Source organism: Amphibacillus sp. Q70, assembly GCF_052055485.1.
GTDB lineage: Bacteria > Bacillota > Bacilli > Bacillales > Amphibacillaceae > Amphibacillus.
Genome location: NZ_CP197171.1, coordinates 3,555,883 through 3,574,436, shown reverse-complemented (window position 1 = coordinate 3,574,436; position 18,554 = coordinate 3,555,883). Strand labels below are relative to the sequence as shown.

General features: G+C 36.6%; 15 protein-coding genes and 1 other annotated feature. Of the genes, 13 read left to right on the top strand and 2 right to left on the bottom strand.

Annotated features, from left to right (window positions below):
• Positions 1-10: 10 nt before the first annotated feature.
• Positions 11-252: a binding site (T-box leader), on the top strand.
• Positions 253-336: 84 nt separating this feature from the next.
• The 3 genes from pheS (at position 337) to ACS127_RS16175 (ending at position 4,892) form a co-directional block, all read left to right on the top strand.
• Entirely contained in the window at positions 337-1,371 is a 1,035-nt protein-coding gene (gene pheS / locus ACS127_RS16185; RefSeq protein ID WP_440896050.1) for a phenylalanine--tRNA ligase subunit alpha, read from the top strand.
• A gap of 18 nt (positions 1,372-1,389) precedes the next feature.
• The gene (pheT, locus tag ACS127_RS16180) at positions 1,390-3,816 is read left to right on the top strand and encodes a phenylalanine--tRNA ligase subunit beta (RefSeq protein ID WP_440896049.1); all 2,427 of its coding nucleotides are present in this window, start codon (positions 1,390-1,392) and stop codon (positions 3,814-3,816) included.
• An 893-nt stretch (positions 3,817-4,709) separates the two neighbouring features.
• On the top strand, positions 4,710-4,892 hold the full coding sequence (locus ACS127_RS16175) for a DUF6366 family protein (RefSeq protein WP_440896048.1): 183 nt from the start codon (positions 4,710-4,712) through the stop codon (positions 4,890-4,892).
• A 107-nt stretch (positions 4,893-4,999) separates the two neighbouring features.
• On the opposite strand, the gene rnhC is transcribed toward ACS127_RS16175, so the two are convergent.
• A complete protein-coding gene (gene rnhC, locus ACS127_RS16170; RefSeq protein WP_440896047.1) occupies positions 5,000-5,932 on the bottom strand; it encodes a ribonuclease HIII in 933 nt (310 codons plus the stop codon).
• Between the two features lie 180 nt (positions 5,933-6,112).
• On the opposite strand from rnhC, the gene zapA reads away from it, so the two are divergent.
• The 5 genes from zapA (at position 6,113) to trxA (ending at position 11,739) form a co-directional block, all read left to right on the top strand.
• The gene (gene zapA / locus ACS127_RS16165) at positions 6,113-6,376 is read left to right on the top strand and encodes a cell division protein ZapA (protein ID WP_440896046.1); all 264 of its coding nucleotides are present in this window, start codon (positions 6,113-6,115) and stop codon (positions 6,374-6,376) included.
• 4 nt (positions 6,377-6,380) lie between these two features.
• Positions 6,381-6,923, top strand: a complete 543-nt coding sequence (locus tag ACS127_RS16160) for a CvpA family protein (protein ID WP_440896045.1) — start codon at positions 6,381-6,383, stop codon at positions 6,921-6,923.
• Positions 6,924-7,164: 241 nt separating this feature from the next.
• On the top strand, positions 7,165-8,892 hold the full coding sequence (gene polX / locus ACS127_RS16155) for a DNA polymerase/3'-5' exonuclease PolX (protein ID WP_440896044.1): 1,728 nt from the start codon (positions 7,165-7,167) through the stop codon (positions 8,890-8,892).
• Between the two features lie 5 nt (positions 8,893-8,897).
• Positions 8,898-11,252, top strand: coding sequence for an endonuclease MutS2 (locus ACS127_RS16150; RefSeq protein ID WP_440896043.1), 2,355 nt, complete (start codon positions 8,898-8,900; stop codon positions 11,250-11,252).
• 172 nt (positions 11,253-11,424) lie between these two features.
• Positions 11,425-11,739 (top strand): thioredoxin, encoded by a 315-nt coding sequence (gene trxA / locus ACS127_RS16145; RefSeq protein WP_440896042.1) that lies wholly within the window; start codon positions 11,425-11,427, stop codon positions 11,737-11,739.
• A gap of 95 nt (positions 11,740-11,834) precedes the next feature.
• Here trxA and ACS127_RS16140 read toward each other — a convergent pair whose 3' ends face one another.
• Positions 11,835-12,740 (bottom strand): LysR family transcriptional regulator, encoded by a 906-nt coding sequence (locus ACS127_RS16140; RefSeq protein ID WP_440896041.1) that lies wholly within the window; start codon positions 12,738-12,740, stop codon positions 11,835-11,837.
• A gap of 398 nt (positions 12,741-13,138) precedes the next feature.
• On the opposite strand from ACS127_RS16140, the gene ACS127_RS16135 reads away from it, so the two are divergent.
• The 5 genes from ACS127_RS16135 to ACS127_RS16115 all read left to right on the top strand — a co-directional run bounded on the left by ACS127_RS16135 (position 13,139) and on the right by ACS127_RS16115 (position 18,542).
• Positions 13,139-14,329, top strand: a complete 1,191-nt coding sequence (locus ACS127_RS16135; protein WP_440898162.1) for an acetyl-CoA C-acetyltransferase — start codon at positions 13,139-13,141, stop codon at positions 14,327-14,329.
• A 1-nt stretch (position 14,330) separates the two neighbouring features.
• Positions 14,331-14,987, top strand: coding sequence for a CoA transferase subunit A (locus tag ACS127_RS16130; protein ID WP_440896040.1), 657 nt, complete (start codon positions 14,331-14,333; stop codon positions 14,985-14,987).
• Positions 14,987-15,619 (top strand): 3-oxoacid CoA-transferase subunit B, encoded by a 633-nt coding sequence (locus ACS127_RS16125; RefSeq protein ID WP_440896039.1) that lies wholly within the window; start codon positions 14,987-14,989, stop codon positions 15,617-15,619. The genes ACS127_RS16130 and ACS127_RS16125 overlap by 1 nt, the downstream gene beginning before the upstream one ends.
• 20 nt (positions 15,620-15,639) lie before the next feature.
• Positions 15,640-16,491: a 3-keto-5-aminohexanoate cleavage protein gene (locus ACS127_RS16120; protein ID WP_440896038.1), complete on the top strand. Its 852-nt coding sequence runs from the start codon at positions 15,640-15,642 to the stop codon at positions 16,489-16,491.
• Between the two features lie 77 nt (positions 16,492-16,568).
• On the top strand, positions 16,569-18,542 hold the full coding sequence (locus ACS127_RS16115; protein ID WP_440896037.1) for a sodium:solute symporter family protein: 1,974 nt from the start codon (positions 16,569-16,571) through the stop codon (positions 18,540-18,542).
• The last annotated feature ends 12 nt before the right edge of the window (positions 18,543-18,554 follow it).

Here is an 18,554-nt window from a genome sequence, read left to right as displayed (position 1 = left end):
AGTCATATATTAAAAAGCAAAGAAAGAGCAAGTAAGCTTTTTTACTTAATCAATGAAACAGGAACGTTCTGTCTTGACTGAAAGCAGACGCATTGGAAAAAGCTGAATTTTCACTCTGGAGCTGACGTTTGGGACCTTGATCAATAAACTCAAGTAAGAACGTTCCGGATCAATCAATCCGTTAAAACAATGAAGTGGGCAATTTTATTGCCAACAAGGGTGGTACCGCGACCGTTAAGCCTCGTCCCTTTTTTAGGGATGGAGGCTTTTTCATGTTTTATTTTATTAGGGTTTTGTAAAAAATTTTTAAATTTTAAAAATGAGGGGGTACTTTGAATGAAAGAGAAATTACATGCGTTAGAAACGGAAGCACTTGAACAAGTTGAACAAGCAAACTCTTTGGCTGATCTCCAACAAGTACGTGTTTCATACTTAGGTAAAAAAGGACCTATTACAGAGGTTCTACGTGGTATGGGTAAATTGTCTAAGGAAGAGCGCCCAGTGATTGGTGAACTTGCCAATAAGGTTCGTGAGGCAATTACGATTGCGATTGAAGCGAAAAAGCAAGTTTTAGAGGAAGCGGTTTTAAATCAACAGTTGAAATCTGAAACAATTGATGTCACCTTGCCTGGTCGACCTGTTGAGGTTGGAGGACCGCATCTATTAACCAGTCTTGTTACAGAAATCGAAGACTTATTCATTGGAATGGGTTTTGAGGTAAGGGAAGGACCAGAGGTTGAAACGGATTATTATAATTTCGAAGCATTAAACTTACCGAAAGATCATCCTGCCCGTGATATGCAAGATACCTTTTATATTACTGAAGAGTTGCTGATGCGGACACACACGTCACCTGTCCAAGCTCGGACAATGGGCGAATACCGTGGAAGTAAGCCGCTCAAAATGATTTGTCCGGGTAAAGTTTACCGCAGAGATACGGATGATGCGACTCATTCACACCAATTTACTCAAGTTGAAGGACTATACGTCGATAAAAATGTGCGTATGAGCGATTTAAAAGGGGTACTTAATCAATTTGCTAAACAATTCTTTGGTGCCGAACGTGAAATTCGCTTGCGTCCAAGCTTCTTTCCATTTACAGAGCCGTCTGTTGAAATGGATATCTCATGTAAGGTCTGTCATGGCAAAGGCTGTTCAGTTTGTAAGCAAACAGGTTGGATTGAGATTCTTGGTGCTGGCATGGTTCATCCTAATGTGTTAGAAATGGCTGGCTATGATTCAGATGTTTATAGTGGATTTGCTTTTGGTATGGGGCCAGAACGAATTGCTATGTTGAAATATGGTATCGATGATATTCGTCAATTTTATACAAATGATCGACGCTTTTTAGGGCAATATCACCAAGCATAATTAAGGAGGGTTAAAAACATGCGTGTTTCATTAAATTGGTTAAAACAATATGTTGATTTAGATAATCATACACCTGAAGAGTTAGCAAGTATGATAACAAAGGCTGGAATAGAAGTTGATGGCATCTCATATGTAGCAGATAAAAGTACCAACGTAGTTGTTGGCTATGTAATATCCTGTGAACAGCACCCAAATGCTGATAAATTAAAAGTTTGTCAAGTTGAAGTAGGTGACGAAACATTACAAATTGTTTGTGGCGCACCCAATGTTGCTTCTGGACAAAAGGTAGCTGTCGCAAAGCCAGGAGCTGTTTTGCCAGGTGACTTTAAGATAAAGAAAGCCAAACTTCGCGGTTTGGAATCACAAGGAATGATTTGTTCACTTCAAGAGTTAGGTGTAGCTGAAGAGTATGTCCCTAAAGATATCCAAGAGGGAATTTATGTTTTCCCTGCAGATGTAGAAGTGGGTGTTGATGTAACAGATTATTTAAATTTAGCTGATGCCATTCTTGAATTTGATTTAACACCAAATCGAGCAGATGCATTAAGCATGCTAGGGGTCGCTTACGAGGTTGGAGCTATTTTAAATAAAAAAATAACCTTACCTGAACAAGATTTAAATGTGATCGATGAAAAAGCAAGCGACCATGTCACTGTCAAGGTAGAAGCAGCGGATGACAATCCTTATTACGGTGCTTTCCTTATTAAAAATGTTGAAATTGCTCCTGCCCCACTTTGGATGCGCAATTATTTGATTGCAGCAGGCATACGACCGATTAATAATGTTGTTGACATTACTAATTATGTATTACTAGAATATGGTCAGCCTTTACATGCCTTTGACTTTGAAAAATTTGGTTCAAATGAAATTGTTGTCCGACGAGCGAAAGAGCAAGAAACAATCGTTACTTTGGACGATGAAGTGCGAACTTTATCACCTGAGCATTTAGTAATTACAAATGGTAAAGAACCGACTGCACTAGCCGGTGTTATGGGTGGTCTTAATTCAGAAGTGACTGAAGAAACGACGACTGTACTACTTGAGGCAGCTTACTTTGATGGTAAACGAGTTCGAATTGGATCGAAAGATCATCAATTACATAGCGAATCAAGCATACGTTTTGAAAAGGGTATTGATCCCAATCGAGTTAAGCCTGCTGGACAAAGAGCGGCGGAATTATTAGCTAAATACGCGAATGGAACCGTCTTAAGTGGTGTCAGTGAATTTGATCACCTTGATAAATCTGAGAAACAGTTAACTGTCACAGTGAAGCAGATCAATGATCGTCTTGGAACAGAAATTGAGACAGGGGAAATGGCACTCATTTTTGAAAAATTAGCTTTTCAATACGAACAAGCTGGTGAAACATTTATTGTAACCATACCAACACGTCGTCAAGATCTTCAAATTTTTGAAGATATGCTTGAGGAGGTTGCGCGTATTTACGGTTATGACAACCTACCCTTTACGCTTCCACAAGGTAGTCAACAGGCTGGGCAATTAACGAAAAATCAATTGTTAAAGCGTTATGTGAAGCAGTATTTTGAAGGGGCAGGGTTAATGGAGACGATCACTTATTCATTAACAACAACGAAACGTTCTCAAATGCTTGTCAGCCCTGAAATTGATCAAATAGCTGAAGAACCGGTACAATTATCAAAACCGATGAGTGAGGAACATAGTACGCTCCGGCTTAGTATGTTACCAGAAATGCTAGCGGCATTTTCATACAATGTGGCAAGAAAACAACAAGACCTTAGCTTCTATGAAATAGGGAGTATTTTTGTCTCAAAAGAAAAAACGCTGCAATCACAGCCAGAAGAAAAACTCCGAGCAAGTGGAGCGATTACTGGGAAATGGTTGGCACACCAATGGCAACAAGAGATTAAATCGGTAGACTTTTATTTATTAAAGGGGATAATTGATGGTTTATTTGCTCGTTTGCGCTTGGAGCCGTCATATCGCCAAACTGAAATAAAACAAATGCATCCTGGTCGAACGGCACAAATTTTTATAGGTGAAGTTCCCGTTGGTTTTATCGGTCAACTTCATCCGACTGTTCAAAAAGAGTTTGATTTAAAAGACACTTATGTTTTTGATTTAGATTTAGATTATTTATTTGCGATTCATGATGACGAACCGAATTTTGCTAAAATTCCTCGTTATCCTTCGATAACGCGTGATATCGCACTTGTTGTTGATCAAACTGTGGCAGCAGCTGATTTAGAAGTAACGATTAAAGAAGCTGCTGGGGATTGGCTCCAAAATGTTCATGTCTTTGATCTTTATCAAGGTGAGCACTTAGCAGAAGGTAAGAAATCACTTGCTTTTAATCTCCTTTATTTTGATCCAGAACGAACACTGACAGATGAAGAAGTAGAAGCCTCCTATCAAGCTATTTTGGCAGCAGTTAAACAGGTGCATCATGCAGAATTAAGAGCTTAAATAAATTATGGCTAGCTTGACAGATTTTTGCCGAGCTAGCCGTTTTTTAAAACCAAATTATTTTTGACGAAGGTGTGTTATACTTTAAGTGAACGATTTTATTATCATTTTCTAAACTATATTGTAGTAAACTTGGATTGGAACTGCGATTACGGATACTCATCCAACCGAAAAGATTTGGGACTCAGAATGAGAAAAGCACTTATTCTTACACGATCCAAAAAATAAAAGATTTTATTGACGATCGTCTAAGTCAAACGAAGGTATTCGCCATAAAGACTTGGCGATAAGCCAAATTTTTCTAACTTTGTGAATGCTTTCGTAGTTTTCTTAGTGCGGTTACTGGTCGCGCCAAAACCATTTGTTCCCACTGGAGTCGTCACCCACCGTTCTAATCACTTGATCGGCACTCTTTATAATGAATAATAGATTGATTATTCTGATAAAAAAAGAGTCAACAAAAAGGAAAGCGCTGAACTTGATTGTATTTCCGCTAACTTGATTGCAAATCGGCGAACTTGATTGTATTTTGCGAAACTTGATTGCAAATCGGCGAACTTGATTGTATTTCCGCTAACTTGATTGCAAATCGGCGAACTTGATTGTATTTCGCGAAACTTGACTGCAAATCGCTGAACTTGATTGTATTTCCGCTAACTTGATTGCAAATCGGCGAACTTGATTGTATTTCGCCGAACTTGACTGCAAATCGCTGAACTTGATTTATAGGTTCAGCCAAGATGCCTTAGTTGAGAAACTCCTGCTGATTGACGGTTCATTTTATCAGATGTCCGCCAGAAGACCCTCTACTTCAATCGGCTTAAAAGAGCGGATAAGTGGTGAATTGTTTAAGCAGTGGTACGATAACTATCTAAAGATAAGGGGCTGTGAATATGAGTGAAACACCGGAGACCAAGCGAGAGCGTCAAAGAAAAGAAGAATTGAAAAATGCCTCCAGCAGTATTCACGGTGGCAACTTGGCTGACCTAGTGGGGAGTTTTGGTTGGAAAGCTACTGGATTATTAATCATCATAATTATTCTTGGCTTTATTATTGTTTCTATTTTATCCAACTAGTTTGCTTGTTCTTTAAAAATGTGACAATTTTGGACGTAAACAATAAAAATTCCTTAAAATAGACTATTTTACCAAAAATTAGTGATGATAAGTTAAAAAGCAACCGCTTATATAAGATAGGCGGCTGCTTTCTTTGTATTTGCGAAATGTACCTTTGCAATGTTGTGTAAGAATGCTTCGCTATTTTTGCGGATAAGATAACTAGCTGCTTGGTCAACCTTCGCTGAAGCTCCTTTTGGCAAAGTTAACCCAACTTGTTTACTTAACCGCTTCATTTCTTTAACAAAACTTGCTCGTGCAATAATCGAAGCTGTTGCAACAGCAATCGAGTGACTTTCGGCTTTTGTGATAAAATAAGTCGACTCAGGCAATTGTTTCTTTTCTTTTTTTAAATGATTAATATAAACATGAGGCTCAGAAAACTGATCAATTAAGATACCATCTGGTTTTTCCGGTGAGATTTTGTCTAACAGATTATTGATAGCAGCATCATGTAACATGGTCTTCATTTTTCCCTGAGTCCAACCTTTTTTTTGCAGTTGGTTATACTTGGGGTTATGTAGAATCATCAAAGAATATGGGATATCTAATAATAAAATTTGTTGAGCAATATTTTGAATCGATTGGTCTGATAAATTTTTTGAATCACGGACACCGAGTTCCTTGAGCAGAGCAATCTGGTCACTTTTAACATAAGCGGCGGTTACTGTTATGGGTCCGAAATAATCACCGGTTCCAGCTTCATCAGAACCAATTAATGAACGAGTAAAAAGACTTGATTCAGGATGATATTTATGCTCAGATTTAGCTGTGGTTTGAGCTTGCTTTTTATTGACGGTTGCTCCGTCCCATTTATCAGCTTCAATTTCTGGTGTTTTGCCTTGAAAAAGGACTTTTCCCGATTTATAAGCTGTAATAGTCGTATCATTTGTTTTAGCAGAAAAAAGAGCTCCTGGTGGTGTTGCTCTTAGTATGGGTTGGTAAGTTTCTTTCATTTTTAATAAAGTTTGATCAGATACTTGACGTACAATTTGTCCCATAAGCTCTCCTTTTAAAGATTATTTGGTGTTGACTGACAGTATGGTCTCATGGTAAGAAATCGAAACAAATCAATTGAAATTTGATTCTATTATATCAAATAAACATTGAATAGAATAGTTTCCTAAATAAGTTGTTCGTGTTAAGATAAAGATTAGGATTCAATAGAAGGGGGAATTAGTGTGTCCCATACGAAAAAAACACGGACAACCGTTGATATATATGGAAAGACGTATACAATTATTGGAGATGAAAATGTTCATCATACACGTCTGGTTGCTAGTATAGTCGATGACAAAATGAATGAAATTCATCAAGCAAATAAGAGTTTAGATACGACACGACTAGCTGTTCTAACGGCTGTTAATACAGTGAATGATTATTTGAAATTAAAAGATGACTATGATCTGTTACTTAAAAAAATAGAAGAGAAAGAGGATTTATAGAATCATGTTAGATATTATTATATTAGGATTACTTGTGTTAGGGATCTTCCGCGGGCTAAAACGAGGGTTTATTTTGCAAGTATTTCACTTTATCGGATTTTTTATTGCTTTCTTTGTTGCTGTTTACTTTTATAGCAGTTTAGCAGTTCATTTAGAAATGCTGATTCCTTATCCACGTCTGTTGGCAGAAGATTGGGCATTTTTTAGTGAAACGCTCTTACTTGAAAATGCTTATTATAATATGATTGCCTTCGCCATACTTTTCTTTGGAACAAAAGTGATTACGAGTATTATTAGTTCAATGTTAGATTTCGTTGCGGATCTCCCCATTTTAAATATGGTTAATGGAGTTCTAGGCGCCATATTTGGTTTTATTGAACAATATTTAATCTTATTTATTATCATATTTGTCGCTTCTTTGTTACCAATCAGCCAAGTTCAATCATTATTGGAAGGCTCAAGCATAGCTAGATTTATAATTGAACAAACCCCTGTATTTTCCGAACAGATTAAATCGCTATGGTTTGAACATATTATTAACAGCTAACCCTTGTCATCACGAATGCAAGGGTTTTTCATTCAATTTTAGAAAAACAGGGCATTTCATCTAAGCATTGGGTTTGGCATAGTTGAAATATTCATGGGGAAGATTGATACATTCAAAGGATGGTCGACTAAAATTCCCCATGTTATGTTGAAATGGAAAAAACCGGGCTATTTGTTTGCAAGTAATGAACAAGCGAATATGGGTATTTCTAAAAATGATAGCTAAAGATGGAGGAATGGACATGAATAAGGTTAATAAAAAAGATATTATTCAGTTATTAGAGCAAATCGCTACTTATTTAGAGTTAAAAGGAGAAAATCCATTTCGAATCTCTGCTTATCGAAAAGCAGCTCAAGCACTTGAAATAGATGAGCGGGCTTTAAGTGAAATAGATGATTTTACTAAAATAAAAGGAATTGGTAAAGGAACCGCTGAAATTATTTACCAGTATATTCAAGATGGTGTGTCAAATATATTATTAGAACTTGAAGCTGATGTACCAAAGGGATTAATTCCACTCCTTGATTTGCCTAGTTTAGGTGGAAAAAAACTAGCACGACTCTATCAAGAGCTGGGGGTTGTTGATCAAACGAGTTTAAAAAAAGCATGTGAAATGGGTGAAGTTTCTGCTTTAAAAGGTTTTGGCAAAAAAACTGAAGAAAACATATTGAAGGCGATTAAAGAAGCTGGCGTTCGACCAGAACGGCTACCTATTGATGATATGCTCCCATTAGTAAAGAAAATTGAAGCTTATCTTGAAACTATCGATGAAATTCAACGCTTTTCTATTGCAGGAAGTATGCGGAGAATGCGTGAAACGATTAAAGATCTTGATTTTATCATTGCAACAGAGCAACCAGAAGTGGTTAAAGAAGCTTTATTAGCTATATCTGGAATAAAGGAAGTTATTTCTGCCGGTGGGACTAAAATATCGATTGTAATTACTGATAAATATGATGTTTCAGTTGATTTTCGCATTGTAACAGATCTGCAATTTCCAACAACCTTACATCATTTTACTGGATCTAAGGATCACAACGTAGCGATAAGGAAGCGAGCTAAACAACAAGGCGAAAAGATAAGTGAATATGGGGTTGAACATTTAGAATCAGGAAAAGTAACGACCTTTGAAACGGAAGCAGCCTTTTTCAAGCATTTTGGTTTGAATTATATTCCACCAGTATTACGAGAAGCCCAAGGGGAAATAGAGGCGTTTGAAGATCATGTCTCACTTGTCACGGGAAATCAAATAAAAGGTGATTTACACATGCACACCACTTGGAGTGATGGTGCACAATCGATCGAGGAAATGGTTCAGTTTGCTCTCGAAAAGAAATATGAATATATAGCAATCACAGACCATTCAAAATTTTTGCGAGTGGCAAATGGTCTTAATGAAACACGGCTTCGTAAACAAAGAGTAGAAATTGAACGGCTACGTCAGGTATATCCTGAGATAACGATTTTAACAGGTGTTGAGATGGATATTTTACCTGATGGTCGTTTAGATTTTGACAATGAATTTTTGCAAGAATTGGACTTTGTAATCGGAGCGATTCATTCTAGCTTTAATCAATCAGAAGAAGAAATCATGAATCGTTTAATTCAGGCGATGGAGAATCCATCTGTAAAACTGATTGCTCATCCGACTGGAAGAATCATTGGTAAGCGTAAGGGTTATCGTGTAAATTTAGAACGGTTAATGGATAAAGCGAAAGAAACGAATACGATCTTAGAGTTAAATGCTAATCCCAAAAGATTTGATTTATCAGCTGAATGGGTTAAGAAGGCACAAGAAAAAGGTATCAAAATAGCGATTAATACGGATGCACATAATAAAGAAACCTTAAATTTTATGAGAGAAGGTGTTCAAGTTGCAAGACGCGGCTGGTTAAGACTTGAAACAGTCGTCAACACTTGGTCATTAGATAAACTACAAACCTTCTTTAGCGAAAAAGAAAATAGGTGATCAAAATGAATGAACGGATTTATCAAATTTTAGATTTTGATAAAATTATTGAGCAATTAGTTAATCAAGCTGCCTCTTCACTAGGTAAAGAAAGAGCTAGACAGATTAAACCTGAGACTGAATTAGCAGTTGTTGAACAATTACAAGTTGAAACCGACCAAGCCAGTCAAATTATTCGACTTTATGGTCATGTTCCATTTGGTGGCATAACAGATATCAAACCGAGTTTAAAGCGTGTGGAAATTGGCGGTACCTTGAATGCGCATGAGTCCTTACAAATTGCCGATACGATTTATGGTGGTAAGCAGTTGCGGCATTTTATCGAAAACATTGATGATGAAGAATTAACAATTCCAGTGATTAGAGAACTTGTGGCAGAGATTGAGCCACTGAATCACTTAGAGCGAGAAATTAGAAATTGTATTGATTCACATGGTCATGTAATGGACGGTGCATCAAACAAGCTCCGCTCAATTCGGACAAAAATTCGTACCAGTGAAAGTCGTATTCGTGATCGATTAGAAAGCTATACGAAATCAAAAAGTAAAATGCTTTCGGATGCGATTGTGACGATTCGAAATGATCGTTATGTATTACCTGTTAAACAAGAGTATCGAGGAGCCGTTGGTGGTATTGTCCATGACCAATCCTCTTCGGGGCAGACACTTTTTATGGAGCCACAGGCTGTCGTTGAAATTAATAATGTTTTGTCTGAAGCTAAAGTTGAAGAAAAAACCGAAATTGAACGCATTTTACGACAGTTATCTGAAAAGATTGCAGACAATCATAGCTATCTTTTGATTAATATTAAACAATTGACAAGTTTAGACTTTATCTTTGCCCGTGCCAAACTGGGGCAGTCAATGAAGGCGGCTATGCCTGCAATGAATGATGAAGGAATTATTGAAATGAAACAGGCGCGCCACCCGTTACTACATGAGGATGAGGTTGTTGCCAATGATATTTTGTTGGGTGAAGACTATCACGCCATTGTTATTACAGGTCCGAATACCGGCGGAAAAACCGTCACTTTAAAACTCGTTGGCTTGTGTACCCTAATGGCACAATCCGGGCTACAAGTGCCCGCTTTAGATGGTTGTCGATTAGCCGTATTTGAAGAAGTTTTTGCTGATATTGGTGATGAACAATCGATCGAACAAAGTTTAAGTACATTTTCATCACATATGACCAATATTGTTGAAATTTTGAAGCAAATCAATCATAAATCATTAGTTCTCTTTGATGAGCTAGGTGCTGGGACTGATCCGCAAGAAGGAGCTGCCTTAGCGATGGCAATCTTAGATGATGTGGTCAAAAGACAGGCTAGAATTATTGCAACGACACACTATCCAGAATTAAAGGCATACGGTTATAATCGTGCGGGTGTAGTCAATGCCTCGGTTGAATTTGATGTTCAAACGTTACAGCCAACCTATCGATTGTTGATTGGTGTGCCCGGACGAAGTAATGCATTTGAAATATCCCGAAGACTGGGACTAGAAGATGATTTGATCGGTGCAGCTAAACAATTGATTGGGACAGATACTAAAAGTGTTGAACATATGATTGAATCTCTGGATACAGCACGACGTCAAGCAGAACAAAACTATGATGATGCTGAACAGACATTACTAGAAGCAGAAACCTTACGCGATCAACTTGCAAAAGAATGGGAAAAATTTGACCGAGAACGAGAGCTTTTATATCAAAAGGCAGAAGACAAGGCGCAAAAAGCTCTTGAAAAAGCTCGTCAAGAAGCGGAGGATATTGTTGCCTCGATTCGTGAGATGAAACATGAAACGGCTTTAAAAGAACATGAATGGATTGAAGCTAGAAAACGCTTGGATCAGGCGCAGCCTGACTTAGCACGCAAAGAAGAACAATCGAAGTCAGTTGAACAAAGTCACTCAGATCAATCATTCGAAGTGGGTGATGAAGTTAAGGTGTTGTCACTTAATCAAACAGGAACGATTATTGATCTCGTTGATGACAATGACATTCAGGTTCAGGTAGGCGTTATGAAAATGAAAGTGAAGAAAAAGGATTTGCGCTTGCTTAAGCGAGAAAATCCAATTATTGAACAACCCCTTGCAACGGTGAAAGGTTCTAATTACCATGTAAAAACAGAATTAGATCTTCGGGGCGAACGCTACGAGGATGCCTTACAAGATTTAGAAAAATATATTGATGATGCCATTTTGGCAGGTTATCCGCGTGTGACTATTATACATGGTAAAGGAACAGGTGCCTTACGAAAAGGAGTACAAGAATTCGCCAAACGACATCGACAGATTTTAAATACAAAATCTGGAGGAATGAACGAAGGTGGAAGCGGGGTAACTATTTTTGAATTGAAATAAAAAGTGGGTTGATGACCTAGGATGTAGATGTGAAACTCGAGTCAAAGTCACTTGTATCAATGGTTAAACAGTGGGAATACTACGGATGAGCAGACTACTAGCCATCGAATGCCCTAGGTGGTATACTAGCAACTAAGAAAGTTAAAGCTATATTTTTGAGGAGGAATTTAGAATGGCAATTGTCAATACATCAGATGCAAGCTTTTCAAAAGATACGGGTTCAGGTTTAGTTCTAGCAGACTTTTGGGCGCCTTGGTGTGGTCCATGTAAAATGATTGGACCCATTTTAGAAGAACTTGCAGATGAAATGAATGATAAAGTAAAAATTGTTAAACTAAATGTTGATGATAATCAAGAAACGGCTGGGAAATTTGGTGTGATGAGTATCCCAACACTACTCTTTTTTAAAGATGGAGAAGTTGTTGACCAAGTGGTTGGTTTTCAACCTAAAGAAGCTCTTGAAGCCCGCATTAATCAACATGCATAATTAAACAAGATCACATTGCTTATACGAGCAAATGTGATCTTATTTATTTTGCTGTCCTTGATAAAGTGTCATCTAAAGAATTTGAATAAGGAGAATTATGTAAGGTTGTGTTCGTTAAAATAATTAACTAGATATTTAAAAACATAGTCCTCGATTTTATTATAATAAGATTTCTTTTTTCTACAAATGTTTACGCGCCAGTATAAAGGTTTTTTTATTGGAACCATCTGCAAGTTATCCATGATCGCAACTTGGGAAACGGATGTTGGTAAAATAGTAATCAAATTTGAATACTTAGTTGAACTTAATAATAAATCCCAGGTAGAAGATTGGAAACCAACCTTATATTTTAAGTTTTGCTGATCCAATTTATTTTTAACCTGATGATAAATCATAAATGAATCGGTAAACATTGAGATAGACGTGTTCTCAAAGTCCTTCCACGTTAAAATGGTTTTGGTTGCTAATGGATTATTTTGACTCATAAAAGCTGCCATTTCAGCGTTAGCAATATTCACTTCTTCAATGCTACCATTATGAAAGTCAGTCGGTTCTAATAATATAGCGATAGGAACTTCTTCCACAAGAAATTCCTTTTTTAATTCTTGAGAACCTAATTCTGTTATTTTAAAATAAATATTGGAGTTTGAACGAAATAACTCTGGTAATACTTCGGGAAAAACAACCGAATTTACTAGGGGTGGGATACCTATTTCAATTGAACCTCTCATTACCTCTGATTCCTCACGAATGTCTTTAATTAAATCATCATATAACCCCAAAATTTTTTTAGCATAAGAATAAAGAATCTCTCCTGCATTTGTCAAACCTACTAATCTACCTTTTGCTCTTTCAAAAATTGAAATGTCATTTTCTTGTTCTATTGTTTTAATGCTTTTACTTAAAGCAGGTTGCGAAATATGGATTTTATCTGAAGCTTTTGATAAGTTAAACCCATTTTCTATAATGACAACGATATAATTTAATTCCCTGATCTTCATTTTGCACCTCTGAATATTTTGATTAGCTTGCTAACTATCTTTTTGAATTGTATTAGTACAGCGAATCTAATGTATCATTTAAAGATCTTTTGTCCTTTGAATAAGGGGATCAATACTAAATAATTAGGAGTCAATATGTTGTGACTTCTTAACAAATTCCTCCTTTATAGTAATAAAGCCCCTTTGTCTAGAAAATTAATAATCACTCGTATCTTTATTAATTTGTATGTTCATTTTCACTTTGAGATACAGAGATTTGTAATTTAAAAACTATAGGTATGAAAAATAGTTATACCAATTATAACATAATGGTCTTAGACATTATATTTAGATGGCTTTAAAATATAAAAGTAAGCGCTTACCCTATTTAAATAAAATAAATATTATGAGTGGGAGGAATAGGAATGAGAGAAGTTGTAGTTGTTCAAGCTCTAAGAACTCCAATAGGTTCTTTTTTAGGAGCTTTTAATAATGTTTCAGCTGTTGAATTAGGAACAACCGTAGTTAAAGAGGCGATGAGCAGCATTTCATTAGCCCCTTCTGAGGTAGATGAATTAATTTTTGGGAATGTACTCAGTGCTGGACTTGGTCAAAATGTAGCTAGACAAGTTTTGGTCAATTCAGATATCCCAAAAACAACCCCTGCCTTTACAGTTAATAAAGTGTGTGGTTCAGGATTGAAAACGGTTACTTTGGCGGCTCAGTCAATTCTTGTGGGAGATAATGATGTTGTTATTGCAGGGGGAACTGAAAATATGTCGCAATCGCCACATGTATTAATGGAGAGCCGAAAAGGTAAGAAAATGGGAAATGCTGAACTTGTAGATTCAATGCTTTCTGATGGTTTAATGGATGCCTTTAATAATTATCATATGGGTGTAACAGCTGAAAATATTGCTAAAAAATATAACTTCTCTCGGGAAGAACAAGATAAACTAGCAACTATGAGCCAAAATCGAGCAGAAAAAGCTATTAAAGATGGAAAATTTAAAAACGAAATTGTACCTATAACTGTTCCCCAACGTAAAGGGAATCCAATTATTGTTGATACTGATGAATTTCCAAGAGCCGGAATGACAGTCGAGTTATTAAGCGATTTAAAACCTGTATTTGAGAAGAATGGGACGGTTACAGCAGGGAATTCCTCAGGCATTAATGATGGTGCTGCCGTGCTTATTTTAATGAGTCGAGAAAAGGCTGAAGCATTGGGAATGGAAATATTAGTTACTCTTAAAGGCTATGCTTCTGGAGGGGTTGAACCTGAGGTCATGGGAACAGGACCAATTCCAGCTACCAAAAATGTATTAAGAAAAACAGGGTATGCAGTTAAAGATATTGATTTAATTGAAGCAAATGAAGCGTTTGCTTCACAAGCATTAAGTGTTATTCGAGAGTTGAACTTTAATACTGATATTGTCAATGTCAACGGTGGAGCGATTGCCTTAGGTCACCCTATAGGAGCGAGTGGTACACGAATTTTAGTCACTTTAATTCATGAAATGCAGAAGCAAAAAGCACAAAGAGGATTAGCAACCTTATGTATAGGTGGAGGGCAAGGTGTTGCTGTAGTTGTAGAGAGGGAGAGTTGAGATGAAGAAGGTAGTCACATTAGAAGATGCTCTTAAAGACATTAAGGATGGAGCAACTATTATGATTGGGGGCTTTTTAGTTAATGGAACTCCTCATAAATTAATTAACTATTTAGTAGAAAGGAATCTTAAAGATATTACTTTAATTAGTAACGATACAGCAACCGAAGAGTTAGCTCATGGCCGATTGGTTAAGAATAAACAAATAAAAAAATTATATGCTTCACATATTGGTACGAATAAAGAAACGGGTAAGCAAATGTACGACGGAACTATGGAAGTGACTTTAATCCCGCAAGGTACATTAATAGAACAAATTAGAGCGGGGGGGTTCGGATTAGGAGGAGTATTAACGAAAACAGGGATTGGCACATTAGTTGAGGATGACAAACAGATAGTTGAAGTGGATGGTGAAAAATATTTGCTGGAGAAACCGTTCAAAGCAGATTTCTCATTGATTTTTGCAGATACAGCAGATGAGCATGGAAATTTAAAATATAAAGGTTCTGAGAATAACTTTAATCATCTGATGGCAACAGCCTCTAAGGTAACGATAGTAGAAGCACGTCATATTGTTAAAGAAGGTGATATGGATCCAAATAATGTTGATACGCCGGGGATGTTCATCGATTATGTTGTGAAAGGTGGTGAACATTAATGGATAGAGAACAAATCAGAAACTATATAGCTAAGAGAGTCGCACAGGAATTAACGAATGGCGATATTGTTAATTTGGGAATTGGTTTACCAACTAAGGTTGCTGATTTTGTGCCAAGAGAAATTGAAGTTGCCTTTCAATCTGAAAATGGTTTTATTGGATTAAGTCCAATTGTAGACAGTATGGAGCGCTCAATTGTAAATGCTGGAGGTCAACCTGTTTCAATCATGCCAAATGGAGCTTTCTTTGATAGTTCGCTTTCGTTTGGAATGATTAGAGGTGGCCACGTAGACGTTACAGTATTAGGTGCACTTGAAGTAGATCGTTTTGGGAACATTGCTAATTATATGATCCCTGGAAAAATGGCACCTGGCATGGGTGGAGCAATGGATTTAGTCGTAGGAGCGAAAAAAGTAATTGTCGCGATGCAGCATACGGCAAAAGGAAGTCATAAAATTTTAAATGAATGTCAATTGCCTTTAACCGCTAAGAATGCTGTAGATTTAATTGTTACAGAAATGGGCGTTATTGAAGTAAAAGAGAATCAATTGATTTTGACTGAATTAAATCCAGCATTTGAATTAAAAGATGTCATTAATGCCACAGGAGCAGAGTTAACAATAGAAATTTAATATTTTTGGAGGTAGATATTATGAATGAAAAATTACAAAATAAAGTTGTTTTAACAGTAGCTACCACGGGAGCAGTTACAACTAGAGATTCTACACCTTTTGTCCCTTTACATCCAGAAGAAATCGCAAAAGAAGTTCAGTTGGCATATGAAGCTGGTGCTTCAATTGCACATATTCATGTGAGAGATGACGGTGGCAATGCATCTATGAACATTAATAAATATATGGAAACTGTTGGTTTAATAAGAGAAAAAAATGATGATATTGTTTTAAATTTAACAACATCTGGTTCAGTAGAAAAACTATCTTATGACGAGAGAATTGAACCATTCAAAAAGTTGTTGCCAGAAATGGCGTCATTTGATGCAGGAACAATGAATTGGCTAAATCAAACAATTTTTGAGAACCATCCAAAATTTTTAGAGCAGCTTGGTAGAGCTATGCAGGAAGTGAATGTTAAGCCGGAAATAGAAGTGTTTGATGCTGGAATGTTGTATACTGCACTGTATTTACAAAAGAAAGGTTTTCTTCCAGAAGGATCACTACATTTTCAATTTGTTTTAGGTGCCCCTGGCGGAATCGCAGCAACCGTAGAAAATCTAGTATTCTTAAAAAGTTTACTTCCTGAAAATGCAACATGGAGTGCTTTTGGTATTGGCAAAATGGCTGTACCTATTATGATGACAACTTTAGCATTAGGTGGACATTTAAGAGTTGGTATGGAGGATAACGTTTATCTTAAAAAAGGTCAACTTGCGAGGAGTAATGTTGAATTTGTCGAACAAGCTAAAAGATTAATTCGTGAGTTAGGAAAAGAAATTGCAACCCCAGAAGAGGCACGACAACTTTTGAATTTAACAAAGAAAGCATAGCTATAGAAATTTGAAGAATGACAAAAGAAATCTATCAGTAAATAGAGACAATAGATCATATCAAGAGGTGATGAGAAATGAGTCAAGGAGTCATTATTAGTATCTATGCAGTCATTTTTATCGCTGTACTGATTGGTGTAGGGCAATATGCTAAAAGATGGGTTAGTGAAACGTCTGATTTTATTATAGCGGGGCGTGAGATAAGCACGCCAATCAATATGGTAGGAGTAATTGCGATAGGCTTTGCAGGAACGTCCATTACACTGGCACCTGGATTTTCAGTTTTATATGGATTACGAGGTGGAATAACTTGGGGTGTTCTTTATGCAGGTTTTGGATTAATTTTATATGGATTAATTTTTTCTAGATTTGCTCGTCTGAGTGGGGCACAAACCTTGCCAGAGTATTTTGAAATGAGATATAGCCGAGAAGTACGTACCTTTGTTGCGATTACTTCTGTTATTGGGATGACAGGTATTTTAGCAAATAACATTGTCTCATTAACCAATATTGTTGGTGGCTATACAGGATGGCCGACATGGGCAATTACAGGTGTTGCATTTTTGGTTATTCTGTTTTTTGCAACATCTAGTGGAATGTGGGCAACGACTCTTACTGATTTTATTCAGGTTTCTATTGGAACAATTGGAGTTCCAATCTTCTTACTAATGTTACTTCATAGATTTGGGGGTATCGACTTTATCGCTAATAATTGGACGGGATATGGACATGACTGGATTAATAATGGAATATCCGGTCAGCAGATACCTATGCTTAGTTGGAAGTACCCCAGCGCCCTCACATTTATACTGAATTTTGGGGCAGCGCTTGTTTGGGGTAATAATTATTATTGGATTAAACTATCAAATTGTCGAAATGAGAAAGTAGCAAAAAAATCTTTTACGTACGGTGGAATTTATCTAATCATCTTTTTCATGATTCCTTTATCGTTCATCGGCTTGTTTGCAGGAGCTGATACGCCTGAATTGTTTACCGTTATGGGTGGGGAGTTTGATCAGACATCAGCTTATGGAATGATCGCTAATGTGATTACACCGCTATTAGGCTCACTATTTATAATTTCTGCAGCAGCAGCATCTATTTCGACATCTTCTACAAGTGCATTAGGGGCGACTTCTACTGCAACCAGAGATGTGTATCAACAATTTAATAAAGATAATGATCCGAAAAAGACATTAAAAGTTAGTAAATGGATAATGGGATTCATCATCATTCTAACTTGGTTACTGACTTTTTTTCCAGGCGGACCAGTATATTTATTTGCTTTTGCAAATGCTTGGCTAGTTCCTCCGGCTGTTTTATTATTACTCGGAGCCATTTGGCCACGTTTCAATAGTACAGGGGCTAAATGGGGAGTGATCATCGGTGTTACCACGATGTTATTATTAACAGTGCTAGATTTAACAAATATATTTAATATTAATCAATATACACACATGGCTATCGTAGGGTTTTTTGTCACCTTGATTGTTTCAGTAATGATCTCGTTGTTTTCTAAATCTAAATATTATGGTGAAAAGAATTGGGAACCCAAAGCAACAAATGCTAATCGAATTGAAGTTAAGCTAAATGAATTTGATCGAAAAGTGCTAGATTTAATCCGATTAGGTCATAAATATATGGCTAACTTGACAGATGGACTGGAAGTGGATTCAAAAGTTACAAATGCCTCTATTGAAAAATTAGATCAAGGAGGATATATCGAGAGAAAAGGGTTAACTTGGACAAACTTTTATACTTTTCATTTAACAGAAAAGGGTTATTCTATTTTTAATTATTTAACTGATCAAGAGAAAGAAATGGAGAGGGCTTTTGTTGATCAAAAACATTTGAATTTTTTAAAGCAAATTAATGAGAATCCGAAAGAAATGGGCGTATATGCAAAAGAAAATAATATGGGTTCGTTACAACTGTCTAGCGTTATCTCGCATTTAGTCAGAAAGGGTTATTTGATAGAAAAAGGTCTATTCAAAAGAGAAGTTGAAATTACACAGTTAGGAAAAAAATTAGTGAGCAACTATTTCAATTAACAAAAGGCGGTG

Excerpts from the sequence above, each read along its gene's own strand:
- ACS127_RS16150 (WP_440896043.1), top strand. The coding sequence starts at position 8,898 with ATGAATGAACGGATTTATCAAATTTTAGATTTTGATAAAATTATTGAG.
- rnhC (WP_440896047.1), bottom strand. The coding sequence starts at position 5,932 with ATGGGACAAATTGTACGTCAAGTATCTGATCAAACTTTATTAAAAATG.
- ACS127_RS16175 (WP_440896048.1), top strand. The coding sequence starts at position 4,710 with ATGAGTGAAACACCGGAGACCAAGCGAGAGCGTCAAAGAAAAGAAGAA.
- ACS127_RS16120 (WP_440896038.1), top strand. The coding sequence starts at position 15,640 with ATGAATGAAAAATTACAAAATAAAGTTGTTTTAACAGTAGCTACCACG.
- pheT (WP_440896049.1), top strand. The coding sequence starts at position 1,390 with ATGCGTGTTTCATTAAATTGGTTAAAACAATATGTTGATTTAGATAAT.
- ACS127_RS16125 (WP_440896039.1), top strand. The coding sequence starts at position 14,987 with ATGGATAGAGAACAAATCAGAAACTATATAGCTAAGAGAGTCGCACAG.
- ACS127_RS16160 (WP_440896045.1), top strand. The coding sequence starts at position 6,381 with ATGTTAGATATTATTATATTAGGATTACTTGTGTTAGGGATCTTCCGC.
- ACS127_RS16115 (WP_440896037.1), top strand. The coding sequence starts at position 16,569 with ATGAGTCAAGGAGTCATTATTAGTATCTATGCAGTCATTTTTATCGCT.
- ACS127_RS16130 (WP_440896040.1), top strand. The coding sequence starts at position 14,331 with ATGAAGAAGGTAGTCACATTAGAAGATGCTCTTAAAGACATTAAGGAT.
- polX (WP_440896044.1), top strand. The coding sequence starts at position 7,165 with ATGAATAAGGTTAATAAAAAAGATATTATTCAGTTATTAGAGCAAATC.
- pheS (WP_440896050.1), top strand. The coding sequence starts at position 337 with ATGAAAGAGAAATTACATGCGTTAGAAACGGAAGCACTTGAACAAGTT.
- ACS127_RS16140 (WP_440896041.1), bottom strand. The coding sequence starts at position 12,740 with ATGAAGATCAGGGAATTAAATTATATCGTTGTCATTATAGAAAATGGG.
- trxA (WP_440896042.1), top strand. The coding sequence starts at position 11,425 with ATGGCAATTGTCAATACATCAGATGCAAGCTTTTCAAAAGATACGGGT.